19 protein-coding genes and 1 pseudogene are annotated in these 22,277 nt (G+C 59.7%); 16 read left to right on the top strand and 4 right to left on the bottom strand.

Translation table 11 applies throughout. The features are described from left to right. Positions 1-104 precede the first annotated feature (104 nt). On the top strand, positions 105-569 hold the full coding sequence (locus tag HU765_RS22520) for an Lrp/AsnC family transcriptional regulator (protein ID WP_186549570.1): 465 nt from the start codon (positions 105-107) through the stop codon (positions 567-569). A 120-nt stretch (positions 570-689) separates the two neighbouring features. Here the strand turns inward: HU765_RS22520 and HU765_RS22515 are convergent, their stop codons facing one another. After that, positions 690-2,060: a CYTH domain-containing protein gene (locus HU765_RS22515; protein WP_186623062.1), complete on the bottom strand. Its 1,371-nt coding sequence runs from the start codon at positions 2,058-2,060 to the stop codon at positions 690-692. Between the two features lie 156 nt (positions 2,061-2,216). Here HU765_RS22515 and argE point away from each other — a divergent pair, with 156 nt between their 5' ends. Together argE and argA are read left to right on the top strand one after the other, a co-directional pair. Beyond that, positions 2,217-3,374 carry an acetylornithine deacetylase gene (gene argE / locus HU765_RS22510; protein WP_186623061.1) on the top strand — a complete coding sequence of 386 codons (1,158 nt, stop codon included), beginning with the start codon at positions 2,217-2,219 and terminating at the stop codon, positions 3,372-3,374. Positions 3,375-3,649: 275 nt separating this feature from the next. Continuing rightward, positions 3,650-4,951, top strand: a complete 1,302-nt coding sequence (gene argA, locus HU765_RS22505) for an amino-acid N-acetyltransferase (protein WP_016772647.1) — start codon at positions 3,650-3,652, stop codon at positions 4,949-4,951. Between the two features lie 139 nt (positions 4,952-5,090). Here the strand turns inward: argA and tauA are convergent, their stop codons facing one another. Then, positions 5,091-6,077 (bottom strand): taurine ABC transporter substrate-binding protein, encoded by a 987-nt coding sequence (gene tauA, locus HU765_RS22500; protein WP_186623060.1) that lies wholly within the window; start codon positions 6,075-6,077, stop codon positions 5,091-5,093. Between the two features lie 368 nt (positions 6,078-6,445). Here tauA and HU765_RS22495 point away from each other — a divergent pair, with 368 nt between their 5' ends. From HU765_RS22495 to HU765_RS22460, 8 genes are all read left to right on the top strand, one after another. Continuing rightward, positions 6,446-7,807 (top strand): OprD family porin, encoded by a 1,362-nt coding sequence (locus HU765_RS22495; RefSeq protein ID WP_186623059.1) that lies wholly within the window; start codon positions 6,446-6,448, stop codon positions 7,805-7,807. Positions 7,808-8,100: 293 nt separating this feature from the next. Then, the gene (locus tag HU765_RS22490; RefSeq protein ID WP_186623056.1) at positions 8,101-8,739 is read left to right on the top strand and encodes a peroxiredoxin; all 639 of its coding nucleotides are present in this window, start codon (positions 8,101-8,103) and stop codon (positions 8,737-8,739) included. A 313-nt stretch (positions 8,740-9,052) separates the two neighbouring features. Beyond that, a complete protein-coding gene (ssuE, locus tag HU765_RS22485) occupies positions 9,053-9,646 on the top strand; it encodes an NADPH-dependent FMN reductase (protein ID WP_186623054.1) in 594 nt (197 codons plus the stop codon). 88 nt (positions 9,647-9,734) lie between these two features. Next, positions 9,735-10,700 (top strand): sulfonate ABC transporter substrate-binding protein, encoded by a 966-nt coding sequence (locus HU765_RS22480; protein WP_186623052.1) that lies wholly within the window; start codon positions 9,735-9,737, stop codon positions 10,698-10,700. Positions 10,701-10,725: 25 nt separating this feature from the next. Next, a complete protein-coding gene (ssuD, locus tag HU765_RS22475) occupies positions 10,726-11,874 on the top strand; it encodes an FMNH2-dependent alkanesulfonate monooxygenase (protein WP_186623050.1) in 1,149 nt (382 codons plus the stop codon). A 9-nt stretch (positions 11,875-11,883) separates the two neighbouring features. After that, positions 11,884-12,666 (top strand): aliphatic sulfonate ABC transporter permease SsuC, encoded by a 783-nt coding sequence (gene ssuC, locus HU765_RS22470; protein WP_186623048.1) that lies wholly within the window; start codon positions 11,884-11,886, stop codon positions 12,664-12,666. Continuing rightward, entirely contained in the window at positions 12,663-13,469 is an 807-nt protein-coding gene (gene ssuB, locus HU765_RS22465) for an aliphatic sulfonates ABC transporter ATP-binding protein (RefSeq protein ID WP_186623046.1), read from the top strand. The genes ssuC and ssuB overlap by 4 nt, the downstream gene beginning before the upstream one ends. A 32-nt stretch (positions 13,470-13,501) precedes the next feature. Beyond that, entirely contained in the window at positions 13,502-13,717 is a 216-nt protein-coding gene (locus tag HU765_RS22460; protein ID WP_003229256.1) for a TOBE domain-containing protein, read from the top strand. Between the two features lie 162 nt (positions 13,718-13,879). Here the strand turns inward: HU765_RS22460 and HU765_RS22455 are convergent, their stop codons facing one another. Both HU765_RS22455 and HU765_RS22450 read right to left on the bottom strand, forming a co-directional pair. Continuing rightward, positions 13,880-14,518 (bottom strand): TetR/AcrR family transcriptional regulator, encoded by a 639-nt coding sequence (locus tag HU765_RS22455; RefSeq protein WP_186623044.1) that lies wholly within the window; start codon positions 14,516-14,518, stop codon positions 13,880-13,882. Between the two features lie 284 nt (positions 14,519-14,802). Continuing rightward, entirely contained in the window at positions 14,803-16,179 is a 1,377-nt protein-coding gene (locus HU765_RS22450; RefSeq protein ID WP_186551266.1) for a glutamine synthetase family protein, read from the bottom strand. A gap of 278 nt (positions 16,180-16,457) precedes the next feature. Here HU765_RS22450 and HU765_RS22445 point away from each other — a divergent pair. The 5 genes and pseudogenes from HU765_RS22445 to HU765_RS22425 all read left to right on the top strand — a co-directional run. Continuing rightward, positions 16,458-16,574, top strand: a pseudogene (locus tag HU765_RS22445) (gamma-glutamyl-gamma-aminobutyrate hydrolase family protein); the annotation flags it as partial. A 346-nt stretch (positions 16,575-16,920) separates the two neighbouring features. Next, positions 16,921-18,279, top strand: coding sequence for a glutamine synthetase family protein (locus HU765_RS22440; protein ID WP_186551265.1), 1,359 nt, complete (start codon positions 16,921-16,923; stop codon positions 18,277-18,279). A gap of 56 nt (positions 18,280-18,335) precedes the next feature. After that, on the top strand, positions 18,336-19,700 hold the full coding sequence (locus HU765_RS22435; RefSeq protein ID WP_186623042.1) for an aspartate aminotransferase family protein: 1,365 nt from the start codon (positions 18,336-18,338) through the stop codon (positions 19,698-19,700). A gap of 172 nt (positions 19,701-19,872) precedes the next feature. Next, the gene (locus HU765_RS22430; RefSeq protein WP_186551263.1) at positions 19,873-20,985 is read left to right on the top strand and encodes a polyamine ABC transporter substrate-binding protein; all 1,113 of its coding nucleotides are present in this window, start codon (positions 19,873-19,875) and stop codon (positions 20,983-20,985) included. A gap of 187 nt (positions 20,986-21,172) precedes the next feature. Further along, positions 21,173-22,270, top strand: coding sequence for a polyamine ABC transporter substrate-binding protein (locus HU765_RS22425; protein WP_186551262.1), 1,098 nt, complete (start codon positions 21,173-21,175; stop codon positions 22,268-22,270). Positions 22,271-22,277 lie beyond the last annotated feature (7 nt).

The following is a 22,277-nucleotide window of genomic DNA, read 5'->3' as shown; positions in this document are numbered from 1 at the left end:
AGGAATTTTTACATTCGGTGCGGGGTATTTCTTGGCTATGATCGACGCTATTGGCGATATATCGAACTGGATAATTCGCAGTAGCTGACTTTCGAGGTTTTTTTATGCACAGCGATCTGGATGCTTACGACCGCAAGATCCTCGCCTTGTTACAGGAAGACGCTTCGCTGTCGAGCGCGCAGATCGCCGAGCAGGTGGGCCTGTCGCAGTCGCCGTGCTGGCGGCGGATTCAGCGTATGAAAGAGGAGGGCATCATTCGCGGTCAGGTGACGTTGCTTGATCGCAAGAAGATCGGCCTGAATACGCAGATTTTCGCCGAGATCAAACTCAACGCCCATGGCCGCTCGAATTTCACTGAATTCACCGAGGCGATTCGCGGCTTTCCGGAAGTGCTGGAGTGTTATGTGCTGATGGGCGCGGTGGATTTTCTGTTGCGCATTGTCGCGGCGGACATCGAGGCGTACGAGCGCTTCTTCTTCGAAAAACTGTCGCTGGTGCCGGGGATCCAGGAAGTGAACTCGATTGTGGCGCTGTCGGAGATCAAGTCCACCACCAGCCTGCCCGTGTAGCGCGGATGGCCTGTGTGGCGAGGGGATTCATCCCCGCTGGGCTGCGCAGCAGTCCCCGCTTTTTTAAGAGCGGGGCCGCTTCGCGACCCAGCGGGGATGAATCCCCTCGCCACAGGGGGGTCACATGCGCAGGAGCATTTTCCACGCGCGGTTCTGGTACACCGCAATCGCCTGCTGCTTGCGCGCATCGAGCAGTTCGTCGGTGATGGTCGGCTCGTTGGCCAATTGCGCCAGCTTGTTCAGTTCGCCGTACAGCCGATCCATTTCCGGGATGTCCAGCACATTGCGCGCATGGTGCAGCCAGACCTGAATGCGCTCGATACGCGGCAGTTGCTCAGCCAGATCTTCCGGCTGCTGCTGATAACGCTGCAACTGCAGGGCCGTGGCTTCTTCGCCCAGCAGGCGCGGCAACCAGCTGTGCAACTGCGCGCCACCCTGGCGGTTGCCGCGCACGTTACGGTCGACGGTCCAGGTGCGGGCCAGCAACCAGCGCGAAGCGTTCAGTGAGAACTGCCCCCAGCGCGGGCCTTCGAGTTCTTCGAGGAACTGCTCCGGCGCGGCTTTGCGCACGTCTTCGTCTTCGATGCCGACCTGCACCAGCGGGCGCCAGTCTTCCAGCAAGGCATCAAGGGCCACGCGCAGATCGTGGGTCGACTGACGCGGCGCCGCCTGGCCGAGGCTGCTCAGCAGGGCGCGCATTTCGGCAAGGTTCTCGACCCAGTCCAGCAGCAGGCGCCAGTGGCCGTTGAAGCGATACTGTTCGGCCAGGCGCTGGCTGCTGCCGAGCAAGTGCCAGCTCAGCGCGGCGAAGGCGTCGTCCAGTTGGGTTTCCGGCGTCAGCTCTGGCGCCGGCAGGCTCAGCGAATAGCTGTTGGCGTCGTGCAGACGATAACCGCGCTCGGCCTTGCTGATGTCACACGGCATCAACGCCAGGGTTTCGGCCAGTTCAGCGGCCAGCTCCAGCAGCGCGGCCGGCTCGCCTTCGCGCAGTTCCAGTTCCAGCTCGCAGATTTCTTCTTTCTGCTTGCCGACCACGACGTGACCCAGATCCAGCGCGGCTTCGATGACCACTTTGGTCTTGCCACGGCCCCAGGCGATTTCGGCGCGCTCGCGGACGAAATCGGTGGTGAAGATCGGCTTGAGGGTTTTCTTGTCCAGCTCGGCCAGCGACTCGGGCCAGCATTCGCCGTCGAGTTTCTTCACGTCGAGTTTGGCTTTGGCAAGTTTCCAGTCGTACTCGTTTCGCTCGGACAAACCGGCGACGCTGTGGCCACGGGTCTTGAGGGTCTGAATCACTTCGTCACCGTCTTTGCGCAGGCGCAGGGCAACTTTGGCCTGGGCCAGGTCGCGCTCGGGAGTGTCGAAGTACTGGTTCATCAACTCACGGCGTTCCCAGCCACTTTTGTTGCGTTTTTTCAGGAGCGGGTGCTCGCGCAGGGCGGCGAGGGTTTCGCGGCTGACGCGGAGTTTGATTTCGGTTTCTTTTTGCATGGCCGGAAAATCCAGGATCGGGAGCGCAGCCGGGGGAATGTGTGGCTGCCAAGGCCGTGCAGTGTACAGGACTCAAACTTCCTACGCCCTGCGGCGGTTTATTCCGAGCGCCGGATGGTTCTATGATGGACCTCAAATCGGGAGTTGGAGTCAGCGATGCCTTTGCCGTCCATGCAAGACCAGTTCGCGGCGCTGATTGCCACGCCATCGGTCAGCTGTACCCAACCGAGCCTCGACCAGTCCAATCGGGCGGTGATCGATCTGCTCGCCGGGTGGCTGGGCGAGCTGGGTTTCAACTGCGATATCCGCCAGGTCAGCCCCGGCAAATTCAATCTGCTCGCCAGTTTCGGCAGCGGTCCCGGCGGGCTGGTGCTGGCCGGACACAGCGACACGGTGCCGTATGACGATGCTTTATGGCAGACCGACCCGCTGAAGCTCACTGAAGTCGACGGTCGCTGGGTCGGTCTGGGCAGTTGCGACATGAAGGGCTTCTTTGCGCTGGTCATCGAAGCCGTGCAACCGCTGATCGATCAACCGTTCAAGCAACCGCTGCTGATCCTCGCCACTTGCGACGAAGAAAGCTCGATGTCCGGTGCCCGCGCACTGGCCGAAGCCGGGCAACCGCTGGGCCGCGCGGCGGTGATCGGCGAGCCCACCGGGCTCAAACCGATCCGCATGCACAAAGGCATCATGATGGAGCGCATCGACATCCTTGGGCAGAGCGGCCATTCCTCGGACCCGCGTCTGGGCCACAGTGCGCTCGAAGCCATGCACGATGCGATCGGCGAACTGCGCGGTTTGCGCCTGTTGTGGCAGCGTGAGTTCAACAACGCGCAATTCAGCGTGCCGCAACCGACGATGAACTTCGGCTGCATCCATGGCGGCGATAACCCCAACCGCATCTGCGGCCAGTGCTCGCTGGAGTTCGACTTGCGCCCGCTGCCGGGCATGGACCCGAGCGTGCTGCGCGCGGAAATCCTGCGCAAGCTCAATCCAGTGGCCGAACGGCATAAAGTGAAGATCGACTACAAGCCGTTGTTCCCGGAAGTGCCGCCGTTCGAGCAGGCGCAAGACGCCGAACTGGTGCGCGTTGCCGAAAAGCTTACCGGTCATCGTGCCGAAGCAGTGGCGTTCGGCACCGAAGCGCCTTATCTTCAGCGCCTTGGTTGCGAAACCATCGTGCTCGGCCCGGGCGATATCGCTTGTGCGCATCAGCCCGGCGAATACCTTGAAATGTCACGTTTGCAGCCTACCGTGCATCTGATTCGGCAGTTGATTGAACATTACTGCCTGAGCCCGGACAAACTTGTGTGAATGAATGCTGTACCTGTAGGAGTGAGCCTGCTCGCGATAGCGGTGAGTCAGTCACCGAAGATATTGACTGAAATTCCGCTATCGCGAGCAGGCTCACTCCTACAGGGGAGTTGTGTTTTGTCTGACCGAACCCGGTAAATTGCCTGCACCCCAACCCGTATTCATGAGGAGAGCGCGCGTGTCGCCAAGCCTGTTCCGACGATAACCATCAGCCCGCTGTGCGTTTTTCGTTTCGCCCCTTTTTTCGGCTGCTACTTATTTACAGGCCCAGGTTCATGCCCGAATACGTCAATTGGCTTCGCCACGCGTCTCCTTATATCAATGCCCACCGCGATTGCACCTTCGTCGTCATGCTGCCCGGCGACGGCGTCGAGCATCCGAATTTCGGCAACATCGTCCACGACCTGGTCTTGCTGCACAGCCTTGGCGTGCGCCTGGTGCTGGTGCACGGTTCGCGCCCGCAGATTGAAACGCGCCTCGCCGCACGCGGCCTGACCCCGCATTACCATCACGGCATGCGCATCACCGATGCCGCCACCCTGGAATGCGTGATCGATGCGGTCGGCCAGTTGCGCATCGCCATCGAAGCCCGCCTGTCGATGGACATGGCTTCGTCGCCAATGCAGGGCTCGCGACTGCGCGTGGCCAGCGGCAACCTCGTCACGGCGCGGCCGATCGGCGTGCTGGAAGGTGTCGACTATCACCACACCGGCGAAGTGCGTCGGGTCGATCGCAAGGGTATCAACCGCCTGCTTGATGAGCGTTCGATCGTGTTGCTGTCGCCGCTGGGCTATTCGCCGACCGGGGAGATCTTCAACCTGGCCTGCGAAGACGTCGCCACGCGTGCAGCCATTGATCTGGGCGCCGATAAACTGCTGCTGTTCGGTGCCGAACTCGGCCTGATCGACGAAAACGGCAAACTGGTGCGCGAGCTGCGTCCGCAACAGGTGCCGGCGCATTTGCAGCGTCTGGGCATGAGCAATTATCAGGCGGAGTTGCTCGATGCCGCCGCTGAAGCCTGCCGTGGTGGCGTTGCGCGCAGTCATATCGTCAGTTACGCCGAAGACGGCGCGCTGCTGACCGAGCTGTTCACCCGTGACGGTGGCGGCACGCTGGTGGCGCAAGAGCAGTTCGAATTGGTGCGCGAGGCGGCGATTGAGGACGTCGGTGGTTTGCTCGACCTGATCAGCCCGCTGGAAGAGCAGGGGATTCTGGTGCGCCGCTCGCGTGAAGTGCTGGAGCGCGAGATCGAACAGTTCAGTGTGGTTGAGCGCGAAGGGATGATCATCGCCTGTGCGGCGCTGTATCAGATTGCCGATTCCGACGCCGGCGAACTGGCGTGTCTGGCGGTGAACCCGGAATACCGCCACGGTGGTCGCGGCGATGAATTGCTCGAACGTATCGAGACACGGGCGCGGGCGCAGGGCTTGAAGACGTTGTTCGTGCTTACTACACGCACGGCGCACTGGTTCCGCGAGCGCGGCTTCGAGCCGAGCAGCGTCGAACGCCTGCCAGCGGCGCGGGCTTCGCTGTACAACTACCAGCGCAACTCGAAAATCTTCGAAAAGACCCTCTGAAAACAGCGAGGTCTCCTGTGGCGAGGGGATTTATCCCCGCTGGCCTGCGCAGCAGTCCCCTTGCGTTTCCAAGTGAAAACATAGGGGGCCGCTACGCGACCCAGCGGGGATAAATCCCCTCGCCACAGTGTTTTGCATTTCAGTCAGTGATGAATTTCGCGCTGACGTACGGCGAGTAATCCGGCAGCACCGTCTCGACCTTGCCCTGTTCCTTCAGGAATTTCGCCGTTTCAGCAATCGCCTTCGCCGTACCACCCTCCAGCAGCGCCGTGGTTTGCTGCGCCTTGGCGTCGGGGAAGGTAGAGCCGGCGAGCAATTCCGGCACATCGGCGGCATTGGCACCGGTCAGTTTGGCGATTTTCTGTACCGGCACCGAGTCGGCCGTCCAGCTGTCTTTATGCGCCGCGTAATCAGCGAACGAATCCAGCGTGACCTTGGCGAATTTTGCCACCACGTCGGGATGCTGCTCGGCAAAATCCTTGCGCGCGACCCACATCTCGAAAGTCGGCGCGCCCCACTGGCCGACTTGTGCGGCATCGGTCAGGGTCTTGCCGGTCTTGCGGATCTCACCCAGCGCTGGTGACCAGACAAACGCCCCGTCAATATCGCCACGCTTCCATGCCGCAGCGATCTCAGCGGGTTGCAGGTTTACCACTTTGACTTGCGACGTGTTCAGGCCCCAGTGCTTCAGTGCGCCGAGCAGACTGTAGTGGGATGTGGACACGAACGGCGTGGCGATGGTCTTGCCGATCAGGTCCTGCGGCTTGTCGATGCCGCTGCCGTTGCGCACCACCAAAGCCTCAGCGGCATTGATCTGCGCCGAGACGATGAACGCCACGATCGGCAGATTGCGCGAGGCCGCCGCAGCCAAGGGGCTGGAGCCGAGATTGCCAATCTGCACATCGCCGGAAGCAATGGCTGTCACAACTTCCGGGCCGCTGTTGAAACGGCGCCAGTCGATGTTCTCGCCAATGGTTTTTTCATAGACGCCGTCAGCCTGTGGCACCTTGCTCGGATCGATACCGGTCTGATAACCCACCGTCAGACCGGCGGCTTGTGTTGAAAAAGAAATCAGCACCGATACACAAACTGTAACAAATTGACTTGATAGTGCGCGTTTCGCCATGATGCGTCGCCTTTTCGATGGGATTTGACGTGTTGGGAGAACGCCAAAGCTAATCGATCTAAAAAAAGGTCAACAAATACCATTTAGGAATGAGCTTAGGCGCCGATACGCTGTCTCCCGGTGCAGATGGCCATTAATGGGCCATATATCCGAATGGTATGAAAAGGAATGAATAAATTCTTTTTCGGTTTATCAGGACGTCATTACTCTGCAGGGACCAAATCACTTGCGATTAGACGATGGTCGTAGACACACAAGGTTACGATTGACTTGTCAGTCACGGTCTGGCGCTAATCGCGCATCTTAGGATTCAGGGCAAATCGACCCCGAACCAGGAACACAAGAATTAGAAACGAGAGGAGCGATACATGAACAAGTCCACCTTGGCCCTGGCCGTGGCCGTTGGGGTTATGGCGCAGCAGGCAGGCGCCGCCGGTTTCATCGAAGACAGCAAGGCTACTCTGGGTCTGCGCAACTTCTACATCAACAACGATAACCGTGACAGTGCAGCCAAAACTGCGGCCGGCGTGCAGAGCAAAAACGAAGAGTGGGGTCAGGCATTCGACCTGCGCTTCATATCCGGTTACACCCAAGGCACCGTTGGTTTCGGTATCGACGCCATTGGTCTGTTGGGCATCAAGCTGGATTCGGGTGGCGGCACCAACGGCGCAACGGCCACCTCGTATGGGGGCACTGTTTTTCCAAGCAAGTCCAACGGCGAAGCAGTTGATAACTTCTCCAGCCTGGGCCTGACTGCCAAAGCCAAGATCTCTCAGACTGAACTGAAGCTGGGTACCCTGCAGCCGAAGAACCCAGTCATCGTAACCAACGACGGTCGTCTGGTGCCGCAAACCTGGCAGGGCGGTCAGATTACTTCGGGTGACATCAAGGACCTGACTCTGGTCGGTGGCCAGATTGAATCCGTCAAAGGTCGGAATTCGAGCAACCAGGAACAACTGTCTATCGGCGGTGCCAATAGTCCAACCATCTCGGGTCGGGATAGCAACAAGTTCATCTATGCAGGTGGCGATTACAAAATCACCAAAGACCTGACCGCGCAGTATTACTACGGCAATCTGGAAGACTTCTATAAGCAACACTTCCTGGGCTTGGTTCATAACTGGGCCATCGGTCCGGGCGTGCTGAAGTCTGACTTCCGTTACTTCAACAGCTCTGATGACGGCGCCAACAGCAATACACCTGCTTACTACAGCAGCGGGAATTACACGGGCTCCGCCAGTGGCCGTGGCAAGGTCGACAACAACCTGTACAGCGGCCTCTTCCTGTACACCGTTGCGGGTCACACCTTCGGTGGTGGTTATCAGGTTTCCAATGGCAGCAGCGACTTCCCTTGGCTGAACCAGGGTGACGGTTCGTCGAACTACACCATTACCGATATGCAGATCCAGAAGTTCAACCGCGCCGGTGAGCGTACATGGCAAGCTCGCTACTCGTATGACTTCGCAAAAGTCGGCGTGCCAGGCCTGACTGCCGGTATGGTTTACCTGCGAGGCGACAATATCGATACCGTCGGGTCCAACGGTCGTGAAAGTGGCAATGGCCGTTCCGAGTGGGAACGTGACCTGACCGTTGCTTACGTCGTGCCTGAAGGCCCGCTGAAAAACGTCGGCGTAATGTGGAAAAACGCTACTTGGCGCAACGACATTCCGGGTCAACGCGACCAGGACGAAAACCGCCTGATCGTCAGCTACTCGATCCCGCTGCTGTAATAGCGCGCTCAAGTCACTGAAGCAAAAAAAAGCCCCGTCCGGCATCGCGCCGGACGGGGCTTTTGTGTTTCGAGTCAGGCTCACCCCCGTAAGCCCTTCTCGATTCCCTCTTTGCTGCAACTCAAGGCCTTCTCGAACCTTGCGACCGATGTTCGTCGCGATGCTGGCCGGTGTCCAATGAACAGATGTTTAATATTCTGTAATGATCTAGATATCTAGTTATTTATTCTTTTTCACGCTGATTGATCCCGAGCTACAGTTGTTGTCTCCCAACCCTCATCAGGAGCAGCATCATGAGCCTCAGACTCGGCGACATCGCCCCCGATTTCGAACAAGACTCCAGCGCCGGCAAGATTCGTTTCCACGAATGGCTGGGCGATAGCTGGGGCGTGCTGTTTTCCCACCCGGCGGATTTCACCCCGGTGTGCACCACCGAGCTGGGCTTCACTGCCAAGCTCAAGGATGAGTTCAACAAGCGTGGCGTAAAGGCCATTGCGCTGTCGGTGGACCCGGTGGACTCGCACCACAAGTGGATCGAAGACATCAACGAAACCCAGAACACCGTCGTCAACTTTCCGATCCTGGCCGATGCCGATCGCAAGGTTTCTGATCTGTACGACCTGATCCACCCGAACGCCAATGACACCCTGACCGTGCGTTCGCTGTTTGTCATCGACCCGAACAAGAAGATCCGCCTGACCATCACCTACCCGGCGAGCACCGGGCGCAATTTCCACGAGATCCTGCGGGTGATCGACTCGTTGCAACTCACCGACAACTACAAAGTGGCCACGCCAGCCAATTGGCAGGACGGTGAAGAGGTGGTGATCGTGCCGTCGCTCAAGGATGAGGAAGAAATCAGGCAGCGCTTCCCGAAAGGCTATCGTGCGGTGAAGCCGTACCTGCGCCTGACGCCGCAACCGAACAAATAAGATTGCGGTGTAGTCACCGCCGCTTTCGCGAGCAGGCTCGCTCCCACAGGTGATCGCATTCCAATGTGGGAGCGAGCCTGCTCGCGAAGGCGCCAGCCCAGGCAACCGATATTCCAGAATCACAACGCAGGGGAATTTCGGCCGTTTCGACGGCCTTTTTTTTCGCCTGAATTCGGCTCAACGGCATATCTCTTAAATGCATAATCAAATGAATAAATATGATTTATGGATATATAAATCAACTGGTAAGGTCACTCCCAATGAAGCGAGATCGCAGCCCGCGAATCGCCGGTAACGCTTAAAGGAATCTGCAATGCTGGTCGTCTCACTCGGTGGCAGCCCCAGCCTGCGCTCCCGCTCCGGGGTGCTGCTGGAGCGTTCGCAACGCTGGTTGCAACAGCAAGGGGTGGAAGTGGTGAGTTATCAGGTGCGGGACTTCCCGGCCGAGGACTTGCTCCACGCCCGCTTCGACAGCCCGAAGGTCTTCGACCTGCTGCAACAGATCGAAAACGCCGACGGCCTGCTCATCGCTACCCCGGTGTACAAGGCCTCGTTTTCCGGGGCGCTGAAAACCCTGCTGGATCTGCTGCCCGAGCGTGCCTTGAACCACAAGATTGTCTTGCCGATGGCCACCGGTGGCAGCATCGCCCACATGCTGGTCGTCGATTACGCCCTCAAGCCTGTGCTGTCGGCGCTGAAGGCCCAGGAAATGCTTCAGGGCATTTTCGCCGAGGACAGCCAGATCGCTTACGGCGAAGGCAGTGCCGCCGCGCAATTGGCGCCGGCACTGGAGCAACGGTTGCACGAGGCGCTGGACCAGTTCATCGGCGCCATGGCGCGCCGGCCGAAACCGCTGGAGCCGGGCCTGCTGAACGAACGTTTGTTGAGTGCTCGCTGGAGCATTTAAGCCACCCGAAATTTGAAGTACTGGCCTTACTCGCCCGCCAACGGGCAAGCAGGTGCAGCCAAAACCCAACAGCAAAAAGGAGAGCGCAATGCGCACTGTATTTTTGCGTCGTGGTCTGGTCGCTCTGTTTGCTGCGGCTGTGTCCTTCGGCGCCATCACTCAAGCCCAGGCCGAGACGCTTCGGATCGGTTATCAGAAGTACGGCACCCTGGTGCTGCTCAAAGCCAAAGGCACCCTGGAAAAACGCCTCGCCGCGCAAGGCGTCGACGTGCAGTGGACTGAATTCCCCGGCGGCCCGCAATTGCTGGAAGGCCTCAACGTCGGCTCGATCGACTTCGGCGTGACCGGCGAGACGCCGCCCGTGTTCGCCCAAGCGGCCGGTGCCGATCTGCTCTACGTCGCCTATGAACCGCCGGCGCCGAACAGCGAAGCGATCCTCGTGCCGAAAGGCTCGCCGATCAAATCGGTGGCCGATCTCAAGGGCAAGAAAGTCGCCCTGAACAAAGGCTCCAACGTCCACTATTTGCTGGTGCGCGCGCTGGAAGACGCCGGCCTCAAATACACCGATATCCAGACTGTGTTCCTGCCGCCGGCCGACGCCCGCGCTGCGTTCGAGCGCGGTAGTGTCGACGCCTGGGTCATCTGGGATCCGTACCAGGCTGCCGCCGAGAAGCAACTGCAAGCGCACACCCTGCGCGACGGCAAAGGCATCGTCGACAACCACCAGTTCTATCTCGCGACCAAACCTTACGCGCAGAAAAATCCCGAGGTGATCAAGACCCTTGTCGAAGAAGTGCGCGCCGTGGGCGAGTGGTCGAAAGCCAATCCTGAGGACGTGACCCAACAGGTCGCGCCACTGCTCGGCCTGCCGGCGGACATCACCCTGACCTCGGTGAAACGCCAGGGTTACGGTGCGCTGTTCCTGACCCCGGAAGTGGTCGCCGCGCAACAGAAAATCGCTGACACGTTCTTCCAGCTCAAGCTGATTCCCAAGCCGTTGAGCATCAAGGACGTGATCTGGACCCCACCGGCCGCTGTGGCTAGTGCGCAGTAATTCGAATCCCCAAGGAGACCACTCCATGAGCCTCAATATCTTCTGGTTCCTGCCTACCCACGGCGACGGCCACTATCTCGGTACCGCCGAAGGCGCCCGCGCGGTTGATCACGGCTATTTGCAACAGGTCGCGCAAGCGGCGGATCGTCTCGGCTTCGGCGGTGTGCTGATTCCCACCGGGCGTTCTTGCGAAGACTCGTGGCTGGTCGCGGCCTCACTGATTCCGGTGACCCAGCGTTTGAAATTCCTTGTCGCCCTGCGCCCGGGAATCATTTCCCCGACGGTCGCGGCACGGCAGGCAGCGACGCTCGATCGTTTGTCTGGCGGGCGTGCGCTGTTCAATCTGGTCACTGGTGGCGATCCGGAAGAACTGGCCGGTGACGGCCTGTTCCTCAACCATGAAGAGCGCTATCAGGCCTCGGTGGAATTCACCCGCATCTGGCGCCGCGTGCTGGAAGGCGAAACCGTCGATTACGACGGCGAACACATCAGCGTCAAAGGTGCCAAGCTGCTTTATCCACCGATTCAGCAACCGCGTCCGCCGCTGTACTTCGGTGGTTCATCGGAAGCGGCGCAGGATCTTGCGGCCGAGCAGGTGGAAATGGTCCTGACCTGGGGGGAGCCGCCGGCCGCAGTGGCCGAGAAGATCGCACAAGTGCGGGCCAAAGCCGCCAAGCTTGGGCGCACCGTGCGTTTCGGCATTCGTCTGCATGTGATCGTGCGTGAAACCAACGCTGAAGCCTGGCAAGCGGCGGATCGGCTGATCTCCCATCTGGACGACGACACCATCAAGCGTGCCCAGGCATCGCTGGCGCGTTTCGATTCGGTCGGCCAGCAACGCATGGCCGCGCTGCACGGCGGCAGTCGCGATAATCTCGAAGTCAGCCCCAACCTCTGGGCCGGTGTCGGTCTGGTGCGCGGCGGCGCCGGCACGGCACTGGTCGGCGATGGCCCGACCGTGGCGGCGCGGGTCAAGGAATACGCCGATCTGGGCATCGACACCTTCATCTTCTCCGGTTATCCACACCTTGAAGAATCGTATCGTGTGGCAGAACTGCTGTTTCCGCACCTCGACGTCGAGCGCCCGGACCTGCCGAAAAGCGCCGGTTATGTCAGCCCGTTCGGCGAGATGGTCGCCAACGACATCCTGCCCAAAGCCGCATCGCAGAGCTGAGGCGCGGCCATGAAGAAATTTATCCACAGCCTCGCGCCTTGGGCGTTGCCGGTGTTGCTGCTGGCGGTGTGGCAGTTGTCGGTGTCGGCGGGCTGGCTGTCGACACGGATTCTGCCGGCGCCGGTGGCGGTGATCGAGGCCGGTGTCAGTCTGGTGCGCAGCGGCGAAATCTGGACGCATCTGGCGATCAGCGGCTGGCGCGCGGCACTGGGTTTCACCATCGGCGGCAGCATCGGCCTGGTGCTGGGTTTTATCACGGGTCTGTCGAAGTGGGGTGAACGCCTGCTCGACAGCTCGGTGCAGATGATCCGCAACGTGCCGCATCTGGCGCTGATTCCGCTGGTGATTCTGTGGTTCGGCATCGACGAGTCGGCGAAGATTTTTCTGGTGGCGCTGGGTACGTTGTTCCCGATTTACCTCAACACTTACCACGGCATCCGCAACGTCGATCCGGCGCTGGTGGAGATGGCGCGCAGTTATGGCCTGAGCGGTTTCAGCCTGTTCTGGCAGGTGATTCTGCCGGGCGCGCTGCCATCGATTCTGATCGGCGTGCGCTTCGCCCTGGGCTTTATGTGGCTGACGCTGATCGTCGCCGAAACCATCTCGGCCAGCTCGGGCATCGGCTATCTGGCGATGAACGCCCGCGAGTTCTTGCAGACCGACGTGGTGGTACTGGCGATCCTGCTTTACGCCGTGCTCGGCAAGCTCGCCGACCTTGCAGCCCGTGGACTTGAACGCGTGTGGCTGCGCTGGCATCCGGCCTATCAGGTTGCCAAGGGAGGTGCAGCATGACCGCTCAACAACCTCCGCGCCTGCTGCGCGGGATTCCGCTGGCCGTGCGCAACCTGCAGAAAACCTTTGGCTCACGCCAAGTGCTACGCGACATCGACCTGCACATTCCGGCGGGGCAATTCGTCGCCGTGGTCGGGCGCAGCGGTTGTGGCAAGAGTACGTTTCTGCGTTTGCTCGCCGGCCTCGATCAACCGACTGGCGGCGACCTGCTCGCCGGTTCCGCGCCGCTCAGTCAGGCGCGGGACGATACGCGATTGATGTTTCAGGAAGCGCGCCTGCTGCCGTGGAAAAAGATCATCGACAACGTCGGCCTCGGCCTCAAGGGCAACTGGCGTCAGCAAGCGCTGGATGCACTGGAAGCGGTGGGTCTGGCGGATCGCGCCGATGAGTGGCCGGCAGCCTTGTCCGGCGGACAGAAACAGCGGGTCGCGCTGGCTCGTGCGCTGATCCATCAGCCGCGTCTTCTGCTGCTCGACGAACCACTCGGCGCGCTGGATGCACTGACCCGCATCGAGATGCAGCAGCTGATCGAACGGCTCTGGCAGAAACACGGTTTTACCGTGCTGCTGGTGACCCACGACGTCAGCGAAGCGGTGGCAATCGCCGATCGGGTGATCCTGATCGAGGACGGCGAGGTCGGCCTCGATCTGCACGTCGAACTGCCACGCCCTCGGGTCCGTGGCTCGCATCGCCTCGCCGCGCTGGAAACCGAAGTGCTTAATCGTGTTCTGTCCCTGCCCGGCGAACCGCCGGCGCCGGAACCCGTTTCACCCCTGCCTACGCAATTGCGTTGGGCGCAATGACTCACTTATCCACAACGACAGGAATCAACGCCATGACTATCAAAGCCATCAACGTGCGCAACCAGTTCAAAGGCTCGATCAAGGAAATCGTCCTCGGCGACGTGCTGTCGGAAATCGACGTGCAGACCGCTTCGGGCATCGTCACATCGGTGATTACCACACGTTCAGTGAAAGAACTGGAACTGGTCGTGGGCAGCGAAGTGATCGCCTTTGTGAAATCCACCGAGGTGTCGATCGCCAAGTTGTAAGCCGGTGAGCAAAAAACAACCCCGGGGGGTGTGAGCCCTTCGGGGTTTTTTGTGCCTGGCTTGAAATCGGCGGCGCGGCCATCGCTGGCAAGCCAGCTCCCACAGAGTTATTTGTCGGTCATAAATCCCTTGTGGGAGCTGGCTTGCCAGCGATGAGGCCAGTCAGATCACTAAAGATCTTTTGGGTAGATAGGGCGGAAGATAGAGGCTGATATAGGCATCAAACACCCGCATCCCTTCCTCGGCCATGCGCGGGGTGATCTGCCCATGCTGCTGCACCGAACGTGCATAAACCCGGTCGCCCAGTTCCATCGCCAGGGCAAACACATCGACATCGTCCGGCAGCCTCGGCAGCTCGAAATGATGGTCGAACAGCTTGTGCATCAGGTCGCCCAGTTCCAGGTCGTGCTGACGGTCAGCCTGGGTCACTTCGGTCAGTCCGTGCTGCGCAAGGATCAGTTGCCGCGCAGCCGCATCTTCGCCGTAGATCTCCAACATCCGCTGCTCCACCAGCCGCGACAGATCGCGCCAGTCACGTAGCGCGTCATGGTCGATCGGCGCTTGCAGGCACGCGCGAAACGCCGCGTGGACATCCGCTGTCAGCGCTTCGAGCAGTGCCGGGACGCTGGCGAAAAAGTGATACACGGAAGAGGGCGGAATCTGCGCACGCTCAGCGACGCTGTAGATCGACAGGCTCGCCACACCCTCGGCGGCCAGCAGCGTGCGCGCGGCATCGAGTATCGAATCGATCCGCGCCTGACTGCGGGCACGGGGTTTGCGGACGGGGGCGGGACGCGTCATGGAAGTCTCCTGCGGGGCAGCGGGCATTGTACGAGGCGGTTTCGGTGTTGTCTGCCGGTACCCTGTGGCGAGGGGATTTATCCCCGTCCGGCTGCGCAGCAGTCGTAAACCCTGAGAGCCGGGTATTCCTGACACACCGAGCGGTATGGATTTGGGGCTGCTTCGCAACCCAACGGGGCGGTGCGACGGTTCGCTAAATCCCCTCGCCACAGGTTTTGTGTTCGGCCATAAAAAAACGCCGCTGGCTGAATAGCCAACGGCGTTTTCCTGAAGCTGCAAACCACTTAAACAGTATGCAGGTACCAGTTGTACTCAAGGTCGGAGATGGAGTGTTCGAACTCCTCCAGCTCGCTTTCCTTGCAGGCGACGAAGATATCGATGTACTTCGGATCGATGTACTTGGCCATCACCTCGCTGTCGTCCAGCTCGCGCAGGGCATCACGCAAGTTGTTCGGCAGGCTCTGTTCGTTCTGCTCGTAGCTGTTGCCTTCGACAGGCGCGCCCGGTTCGATCTGGTTGACCAGACCGTGGTGCACGCCGGCCAATACCGAAGCCATCAGCAGGTACGGGTTGGCGTCGGCGCCGGCAACGCGGTGTTCGATACGCACGGCATCGGAGGAGCCGGTCGGCACGCGAATCGCCACGGTGCGGTTGTCCAGGCCCCAGCACGGCGAGTTCGGTACGTAGAACTGTGCGCCGAAGCGACGGTAGGAGTTGACGTTCGGGCAGAGGAAAGCCATCTGCGCGGGCAGGGTCTCGAGCACACCGCCGATCGCGTGACGCAGCGCGGCGTTCTGCTCGGGATCCTCGCTGGCAAAAATGTTTTTGCCGGCTTTGTCCAGAATCGAAATGTGCACGTGCAGACCATTACCCGCCTGGCCCGGATACGGCTTGGCCATGAAGGTGGTGTCCATTTCATGGTCGTAGGCGATGTTCTTGATCAGACGCTTGAGCAGGACCGCGTAGTCGCACGCCTTGATCGGGTCGGCAACGTGGTGCAGGTTGACTTCGAACTGCGCCGGGGCACTTTCCTTGACGATTGCATCGGCCGGGATGCCTTGTTCTTTCGCGCCTTCGAGAATGTCCTGGAGGCAGTCGACGTATTCGTCGAGGTCGTCGATCAGGTAAACCTGCGTCGAGTGCGGACGTTTGCCCGAGATCGGCGAGCGTGGCGGCTGTGGACGGCCGTTCACGTTTTCCTGGTCGATCAGGTAAAACTCGAGTTCGAAGGCGGCGCAGATGGTCAGCCCCAGTTCATCGAACTTGGCCACTACCTGGCGCAGTACTTCACGCGGATCGGCGAAGAACGGGTCGCCTTCGAGTTCGTGCATGGTCATCAACAGCTGCGCGGTAGGGCGCTTCTGCCATGGCTCGTTGCACAGGGTATCGGGGATTGGATAGCAGATACGATCGGCGTCGCCGATGTCCAGGCCCAGACCGGTGCTTTCCACCGTGGAGCCGTTGATATCCAGAGCAAATAGAGAGGCCGGCAGGTTGATGCCTTTCTCGTAAACCTTGTGGAGGCTGGTGCGTTCGATGCGCTTGCCGCGCACCACACCATTCATATCCGCAATCAGAAGGTCAACGTACAGAACCTCAGGATGTTCCTTAAGGAACGCGTTCGCTTCGTTAAGCTGAACGGCACGCGGGGGTACCGACATGATGCAACACCTTTGTTGTTAAAAATATCAATCATTGATCTTTTCTGGTTTCAGTCAACCCGAACGGCCTGCCGAAGTCAAGCGAGGCCTTTTTTGCCCTAAAAAAGCGCTGTGAGGGCATTTATGGGGCATTTTGGGGCTGTTTTTGCCCTTGCAGATGCTCACCAACCGCGGGCTTGAGCAGGCCGTGTTGTATTTTTTACGGGGGTGTTGTGTAAAAAAATGAACAAGGCTAAGCTCCGGTCAAACCCATAACAGCAATAATACCGGGGTGCTTCATGTCTCGCCTGCCGTTAATCGGCATCACCGACTGCTCGCAACAGTCCGGTCTGCATGCTCATCACATCAGTGGCGATCAATCCGTCCGTAGCGCAGCCAGCAAGGCGCGCAACCTGTCGACGACATCGTCGTCAACAACCGGCAAAACGGCAGCGTCCGATATTCTGGACGTCGGGCATAGCATCCGCTTTATGGCGTCTCCTCTCACTATAGAACTCTTTCATGCTCAAAGCCCGTGCCGCGCGCAGCGCCGTGCTCGTGATTCTGCACGGGTGGCTGCACGTTTCGAAAGTGCACGGGAAATGCAACGCCAGCGTAAAGGGCAGGTAAGCTCTTCTTTCATTGTTTATGCGCGGTGCCAGGCGTAAGCCGGCACTGCGCGAGCAAGCCCCCTTTAACGCGACGCTCCAGGCGTCAAACTTTGCCTGACCTTGCGTCAGGAGACTCAGCCCAGAGGCATTTATGAGTAACAACCTCGACCAGCTCACCGATTGGTTGAAAGACCACAAGATCACAGAAGTCGAATGCATGATCGCCGACTTGACCGGCATCACCCGGGGCAAGATTTCGCCGACCAACAAGTTCATCGCCGAGAAAGGCATGCGTCTGCCCGAAAGCGTGCTGTTGCAGACCGTGACCGGCGACTACGTCGAAGACGACATCTATTACGAACTGCTCGACCCGGCCGACATCGACATGATCTGCCGTCCCGACCAGAACGCCGTGTACCTGGTGCCGTGGGCCATCGAGCCAACCGCGCAGGTGATTCACGACACCTACGACAAGCAAGGCAACCCGATCGAGCTGTCGCCGCGCAACGTGCTCAAGAAAGTCTTGAAGCTGTATGCCGACAAGGGCTGGCAGCCGATCGTGGCGCCGGAAATGGAGTTCTACCTGACCAAGCGCAGCGACGACCCCGACTATCCGTTGCAGCCGCCGATTGGCCGCTCGGGCCGTCCGGAAATCGGTCGCCAGTCGTTCTCCATCGAAGCGGCGAACGAATTCGACCCGCTGTTCGAAGACGTCTACGACTGGTGCGAACTGCAGGAGCTGGACCTTGATACGCTGATCCACGAAGACGGCACGGCGCAGATGGAAATCAACTTCCGTCACGGCGATGCCCTGTCGCTGGCCGACCAGATTCTGGTGTTCAAGCGCACCATGCGCGAAGCCGCACTCAAGCACGACGTGGCCGCGACGTTCATGGCCAAGCCGATGACCGGCGAGCCGGGCAGCGCCATGCACCTGCACCAGAGCATCATCGACATTCAGACCGGCAAGAACGTCTTCTCTAACGAAGACGGGACCATGAGTCAGTTGTTCCTGCACCACATCGGTGGCCTGCAGAAACTGATCCCCGAGCTGTTGCCGCTGTTCGCGCCGAACGTCAATTCGTTCCGCCGGTTCCTGCCGGACACCTCGGCGCCGGTGAACGTCGAGTGGGGCGAGGAGAACCGTACCGTCGGCCTGCGCGTACCGGACGCCGGCCCGCAGAACCGTCGTGTGGAAAACCGCTTGCCGGGCGCCGACGCCAACCCTTATCTGGCGATCGCCGCGAGCCTGCTCTGCGGTTACATCGGCATGGTTGAAGGCCTTAATCCGAGCGCACCGGTTGTCGGTCGTGGTTACGAGCGCCGTAACCTGCGTCTGCCGCTGACCATCGAAGATGCGCTGGAGCGCATGGAAAACAGCAAGACTGTCGAGAAGTACCTCGGCAAGAATTTCATCACGGGCTACGTCGCGGTCAAGCGGGCCGAGCATGAAAACTTCAAGCGCGTGATCAGTTCCTGGGAGCGTGAGTACCTGCTCTTCGCCGTCTGATACGCCGGGCGCGGCGGCCAGCCGTCGCGCCTTCACCGATAACAAGGAGAATTGGCATGACCAGCAACAACCCGCAAACCCGTGAGTGGCAAGCGCTGAGCAGCGATCACCACCTGGCCCCGTTCAGTGACTTCAAGCAACTGAAAGAGAAGGGCCCGCGGATCATCACCAACGCCAAGGGCGTTTACCTGTGGGACAGCGAAGGCAACAAGATCCTCGACGGCATGGCCGGCCTCTGGTGCGTGGCCATCGGTTACGGCCGCGATGAACTGGCCGATGCTGCCGCCAAACAGATGCGCGAGCTGCCGTACTACAACCTGTTCTTCCAGACTGCCCACCCGCCGGCGTTGGAGCTGGCCAAGTCGATCGCTGACGTCGCGCCAGAAGGCATGAACCACGTGTTCTTCACTGGCTCCGGTTCCGAAGGCAACGACACCATGCTGCGCATGGTTCGCCACTACTGGGCGATCAAAGGCCAGCCGAACAAGAAAGTCATCATCAGCCGCAAGAACGGTTATCACGGTTCGACCGTGGCCGGCGCCAGCCTGGGTGGCATGACCTACATGCACGAGCAGGGCGATTTGCCGATTCCGGGCATCGTCCACATTGCCCAACCGTACTGGTTCGCCGAAGGCGGCGACATGTCCCCGGAAGAGTTCGGCGTCTGGGCGGCCAATCAACTGGAAGAGAAGATTCTCGAAGTCGGCGTCGACAACGTCGGTGCCTTTATAGCCGAGCCGATCCAGGGTGCCGGTGGCGTGATCATTCCGCCCGACACCTACTGGCCGCGCATCAAGGAGATCCTCGCCAGGTACGACATCCTCTTTGTTGCCGATGAAGTGATCTGCGGTTTCGGCCGTACCGGTGAGTGGTTCGGTAGCGATTTCTACGACCTTAAGCCCGACATGATGACCATCGCCAAGGGCCTGACCTCCGGCTACATCCCGATGGGTGGCCTGATCGTGCGTGATTCGGTGGTAGCGGTGCTCAATGAGGGCGGCGACTTCAACCACGGCTTTACCTACTCCGGGCATCCGGTGGCAGCGGCGGTGGGTCTGGAAAACATCCGCATCCTGCGCGATGAGAAAATTATCGAGAACGCCCACAACGAAACGGCACCGTATTTGCAGAAACGTCTGCGCGAGCTGAACGATCACCCATTGGTGGGTGAAGTTCGCGGCGTCGGTCTGTTGGGGGCGATCGAGCTGGTGCAGGACAAGGCCACACGCAAGCGTTACGAAGGCAAGGGCGTCGGCATGATCTGCCGGCAGTTCTGCTTCGACAACGGCCTGATCATGCGCGCCGTGGGTGACACCATGATCATCGCGCCGCCGCTGGTGATCAGCAAAGCGGAGATCGATGAGCTGGTTACAAAGGCACGCAAGTGTCTGGACCTGACCCTCGGTGCGCTGCAGGCCTAGGTGCTAGGCTTTGAGCGGGGGAGCTGCGGCACACTCGCTCAAAGCTGTCAGAAAGGCTGGTCTTTCCTTGAAAGAGCGCCTCGGATCTTGCCAGACTAGCCGCGGTTCCAGTTGTCCGGGTTCGGCCGCTGAACACAGTGGTTCAAAAAAGAAAAAATTTGGAGCATGACGCATGAAGGCATTAGGTAAAAAGCTAGCTGGCAAGACTCTGCTCGCGCTGTCCATGGCGGGCATGATGGCGGGTGCGGTTCAGGCGGACGACAAGGTATTGCACGTCTACAACTGGTCCGACTACATCGCGCCGGACACCGTGGCCAACTTCGAAAAAGCCACCGGGATCAAAGTCGTCTACGACGTCTTCGACAGTAACGAAACCCTGGAAGCCAAGCTGCTGGCCGGCAAGTCCGGTTACGACATCGTGGTGCCTTCCAACAACTTCCTCGCCAAGCAGATCAAGGCCGGCGTTTACCAGGAACTGGACAAGTCCAAACTGCCAAACTGGAAAAACCTCGACGAAGACCTGCTCAAGGCTGTTGGCGACGCCAGCGACCAGGGCAACAAACACGCCTTCCCGTACATGTGGGGCTCGATCGGCATTGGCTACAACCCGGCCAAGGTCAAGGCTGCATTGGGCATCGACAAGATCGATTCGTGGGACGTGGTGTTCAAGCCGGAAAACATCGAGAAACTCAAAAGCTGCGGCGTGAGCTTCCTCGATGCCCCGACCGAAATGATCCCGGCGGCATTGCACTATCTGGGCAAACCGACCAACAGCAAAGACAAGGCTGACCTGAAAGCCGCTGAAGACCTGTTCCTCAAGATCCGTCCTTCGGTCGCCTACTTCCACTCGTCCAAGTACATCTCCGACCTGGCCAACGGCAACATCTGCGTCGCCGTCGGTTACTCGGGTGACCTGGAGCAATCCAAGACCCGCGCCCAGGAAGCCGGTGACAAGGTCAAACTGGCCTACACCATTCCAAAAGAAGGCGCCGGTACTTTCTACGACATGGTCGCCATTCCGAAGGATGCCGAAAACGTCGAGGCGGCCTACAAGTTCATGAACTACCTGCTCGAGCCGCAAGTGATGGCCGGCATCACCAATGCCGTGCGTTTCCCGAATGGCAACAAGGCCGCCACGCCTTTGGTGGACAAGGACATCACCAGCGACCCAAGCATCTATCCGTCGGCTGAAGTGAAGAAGCAGCTCTATGCGATCAGCGATCTGGACGCCGCGACGCTGCGTCTGATCACCCGCAGCTGGACCAAGATCAAATCGGGCAAATAAGCCGGTTTGATGCCACAACCACTGGCCGTCGTCGCCGCGACGGCGGCCAGCGGAATAATTAAATGACGGAAAGTTTTGCTGGATCGGTTTTTCGAGGGTAAGTTGCGCGCCGGTTTTGTTGTCGGGCAGCCATGGCTGTCATGCAGCGCGGGGCAACTTGGGCCCAACTAATTTAGAGGACCTCCACTTGCCTATTTTTTCTTCGTTGCGCAATGCCCTGCTGGCCGCTGCCGGCCTGACGTTCATGGTCGGTGCCCAGGCCGCCGGGACGGTGCATATTTATAACTGGTCCGATTACATCGGCGAATCGACCTTGGCCGACTTCGAGAAAGAGACCGGGATCAAACCGGTCTACGACGTCTTCGATTCCAATGAAACCCTGGAAGGCAAGCTGCTCGCCGGGCGCACCGGTTACGACGTGGTCGTGCCGTCCAACCATTTCCTTGGCAAGCAGATCAAGGCGGGCGCATTCCAGAAACTCGACAAGGCGCAGTTGCCTAATTATTCCAATCTCGACCCGGTGCTGCTCAAGCGCCTGCAACAGAACGATCCCGGCAACCTTTACGCCGTGCCGTATCTGTGGGGCACCAACGGCATCGGCTATAACGTCGACAAGGTCAAAGCCGTGCTCGGCATCGACAAGATCGATTCCTGGGCCGTGCTGTTCGAGCCGGAAAACATCAAGAAGCTGCACAGCTGCGGCGTTGCGTTCCTCGATTCGGCGGATGAGATGATGCCGACCATGCTCAATTACCTGGGCCTGAACGCCAACAGCACCAACACCAAGGACTACGAAAAAGCCACCGCCAAGCTGCTCGCGGTGCGTCCTTATGTGACCTATTTCCACTCCTCGAAATACATCGGTGATCTGGCCAACGGCGACATCTGCGTGGCCATCGGTTTCTCCGGCGACATCTTCCAGGCGAAGAACCGTGCCGAGGAAGCCAAGAAGGGCGTCAACATCGCCTACTCGATCCCGAAAGAGGGCGGCGCGCTGTGGTTCGACATGCTGGCGATCCCCAAGGATTCGTCCAACGTCAAAGAAGCCCACGCGTTCATCAACTACTTGCTGAAACCTGAGGTGATCGCCCAGGTCAGTGATTACGTCGGTTACGCCAACCCCAACCCGGGTTCGGACTCGCTGATGGAGCAATCCATTCGCACCGATGAAGCGGTTTACCCACCGCAAGCAGTCCTCGACAAGACCTACGTGTCGACCGAGTTGCCAGCCAATATTCAGCGTTTGATGACCCGCAGCTGGACCAAGGTCAAGTCGGGCAAATAACGCACAA

Source organism: Pseudomonas sp. SWRI81, from assembly GCF_014268545.1.
GTDB lineage: Bacteria > Pseudomonadota > Gammaproteobacteria > Pseudomonadales > Pseudomonadaceae > Aquipseudomonas > Aquipseudomonas hamedanensis.
The sequence above is the reverse complement of the archived record's forward strand: the minus strand, read 5'-3'. Positions and strand labels throughout refer to the sequence as shown.

Bases quoted from the DNA above. Each gene is read 5' to 3' on its own strand.
- HU765_RS22480 (WP_186623052.1), top strand. From the start codon at position 9,735: ATGCGCACTGTATTTTTGCGTCGTGGTCTGGTCGCTCTGTTTGCTGCG.
- HU765_RS22430 (WP_186551263.1), top strand. From the start codon at position 19,873: ATGAAGGCATTAGGTAAAAAGCTAGCTGGCAAGACTCTGCTCGCGCTG.
- HU765_RS22440 (WP_186551265.1), top strand. From the start codon at position 16,921: ATGAGTAACAACCTCGACCAGCTCACCGATTGGTTGAAAGACCACAAG.
- argA (WP_016772647.1), top strand. From the start codon at position 3,650: ATGCCCGAATACGTCAATTGGCTTCGCCACGCGTCTCCTTATATCAAT.
- HU765_RS22455 (WP_186623044.1), bottom strand. From the start codon at position 14,518: ATGACGCGTCCCGCCCCCGTCCGCAAACCCCGTGCCCGCAGTCAGGCG.
- ssuE (WP_186623054.1), top strand. From the start codon at position 9,053: ATGCTGGTCGTCTCACTCGGTGGCAGCCCCAGCCTGCGCTCCCGCTCC.
- tauA (WP_186623060.1), bottom strand. From the start codon at position 6,077: ATGGCGAAACGCGCACTATCAAGTCAATTTGTTACAGTTTGTGTATCG.
- HU765_RS22520 (WP_186549570.1), top strand. From the start codon at position 105: ATGCACAGCGATCTGGATGCTTACGACCGCAAGATCCTCGCCTTGTTA.
- HU765_RS22495 (WP_186623059.1), top strand. From the start codon at position 6,446: ATGAACAAGTCCACCTTGGCCCTGGCCGTGGCCGTTGGGGTTATGGCG.
- argE (WP_186623061.1), top strand. From the start codon at position 2,217: ATGCCTTTGCCGTCCATGCAAGACCAGTTCGCGGCGCTGATTGCCACG.
- HU765_RS22460 (WP_003229256.1), top strand. From the start codon at position 13,502: ATGACTATCAAAGCCATCAACGTGCGCAACCAGTTCAAAGGCTCGATC.
- HU765_RS22490 (WP_186623056.1), top strand. From the start codon at position 8,101: ATGAGCCTCAGACTCGGCGACATCGCCCCCGATTTCGAACAAGACTCC.
- ssuB (WP_186623046.1), top strand. From the start codon at position 12,663: ATGACCGCTCAACAACCTCCGCGCCTGCTGCGCGGGATTCCGCTGGCC.
- ssuC (WP_186623048.1), top strand. From the start codon at position 11,884: ATGAAGAAATTTATCCACAGCCTCGCGCCTTGGGCGTTGCCGGTGTTG.
- HU765_RS22515 (WP_186623062.1), bottom strand. From the start codon at position 2,060: ATGCAAAAAGAAACCGAAATCAAACTCCGCGTCAGCCGCGAAACCCTC.
- HU765_RS22435 (WP_186623042.1), top strand. From the start codon at position 18,336: ATGACCAGCAACAACCCGCAAACCCGTGAGTGGCAAGCGCTGAGCAGC.
- ssuD (WP_186623050.1), top strand. From the start codon at position 10,726: ATGAGCCTCAATATCTTCTGGTTCCTGCCTACCCACGGCGACGGCCAC.
- HU765_RS22450 (WP_186551266.1), bottom strand. From the start codon at position 16,179: ATGTCGGTACCCCCGCGTGCCGTTCAGCTTAACGAAGCGAACGCGTTC.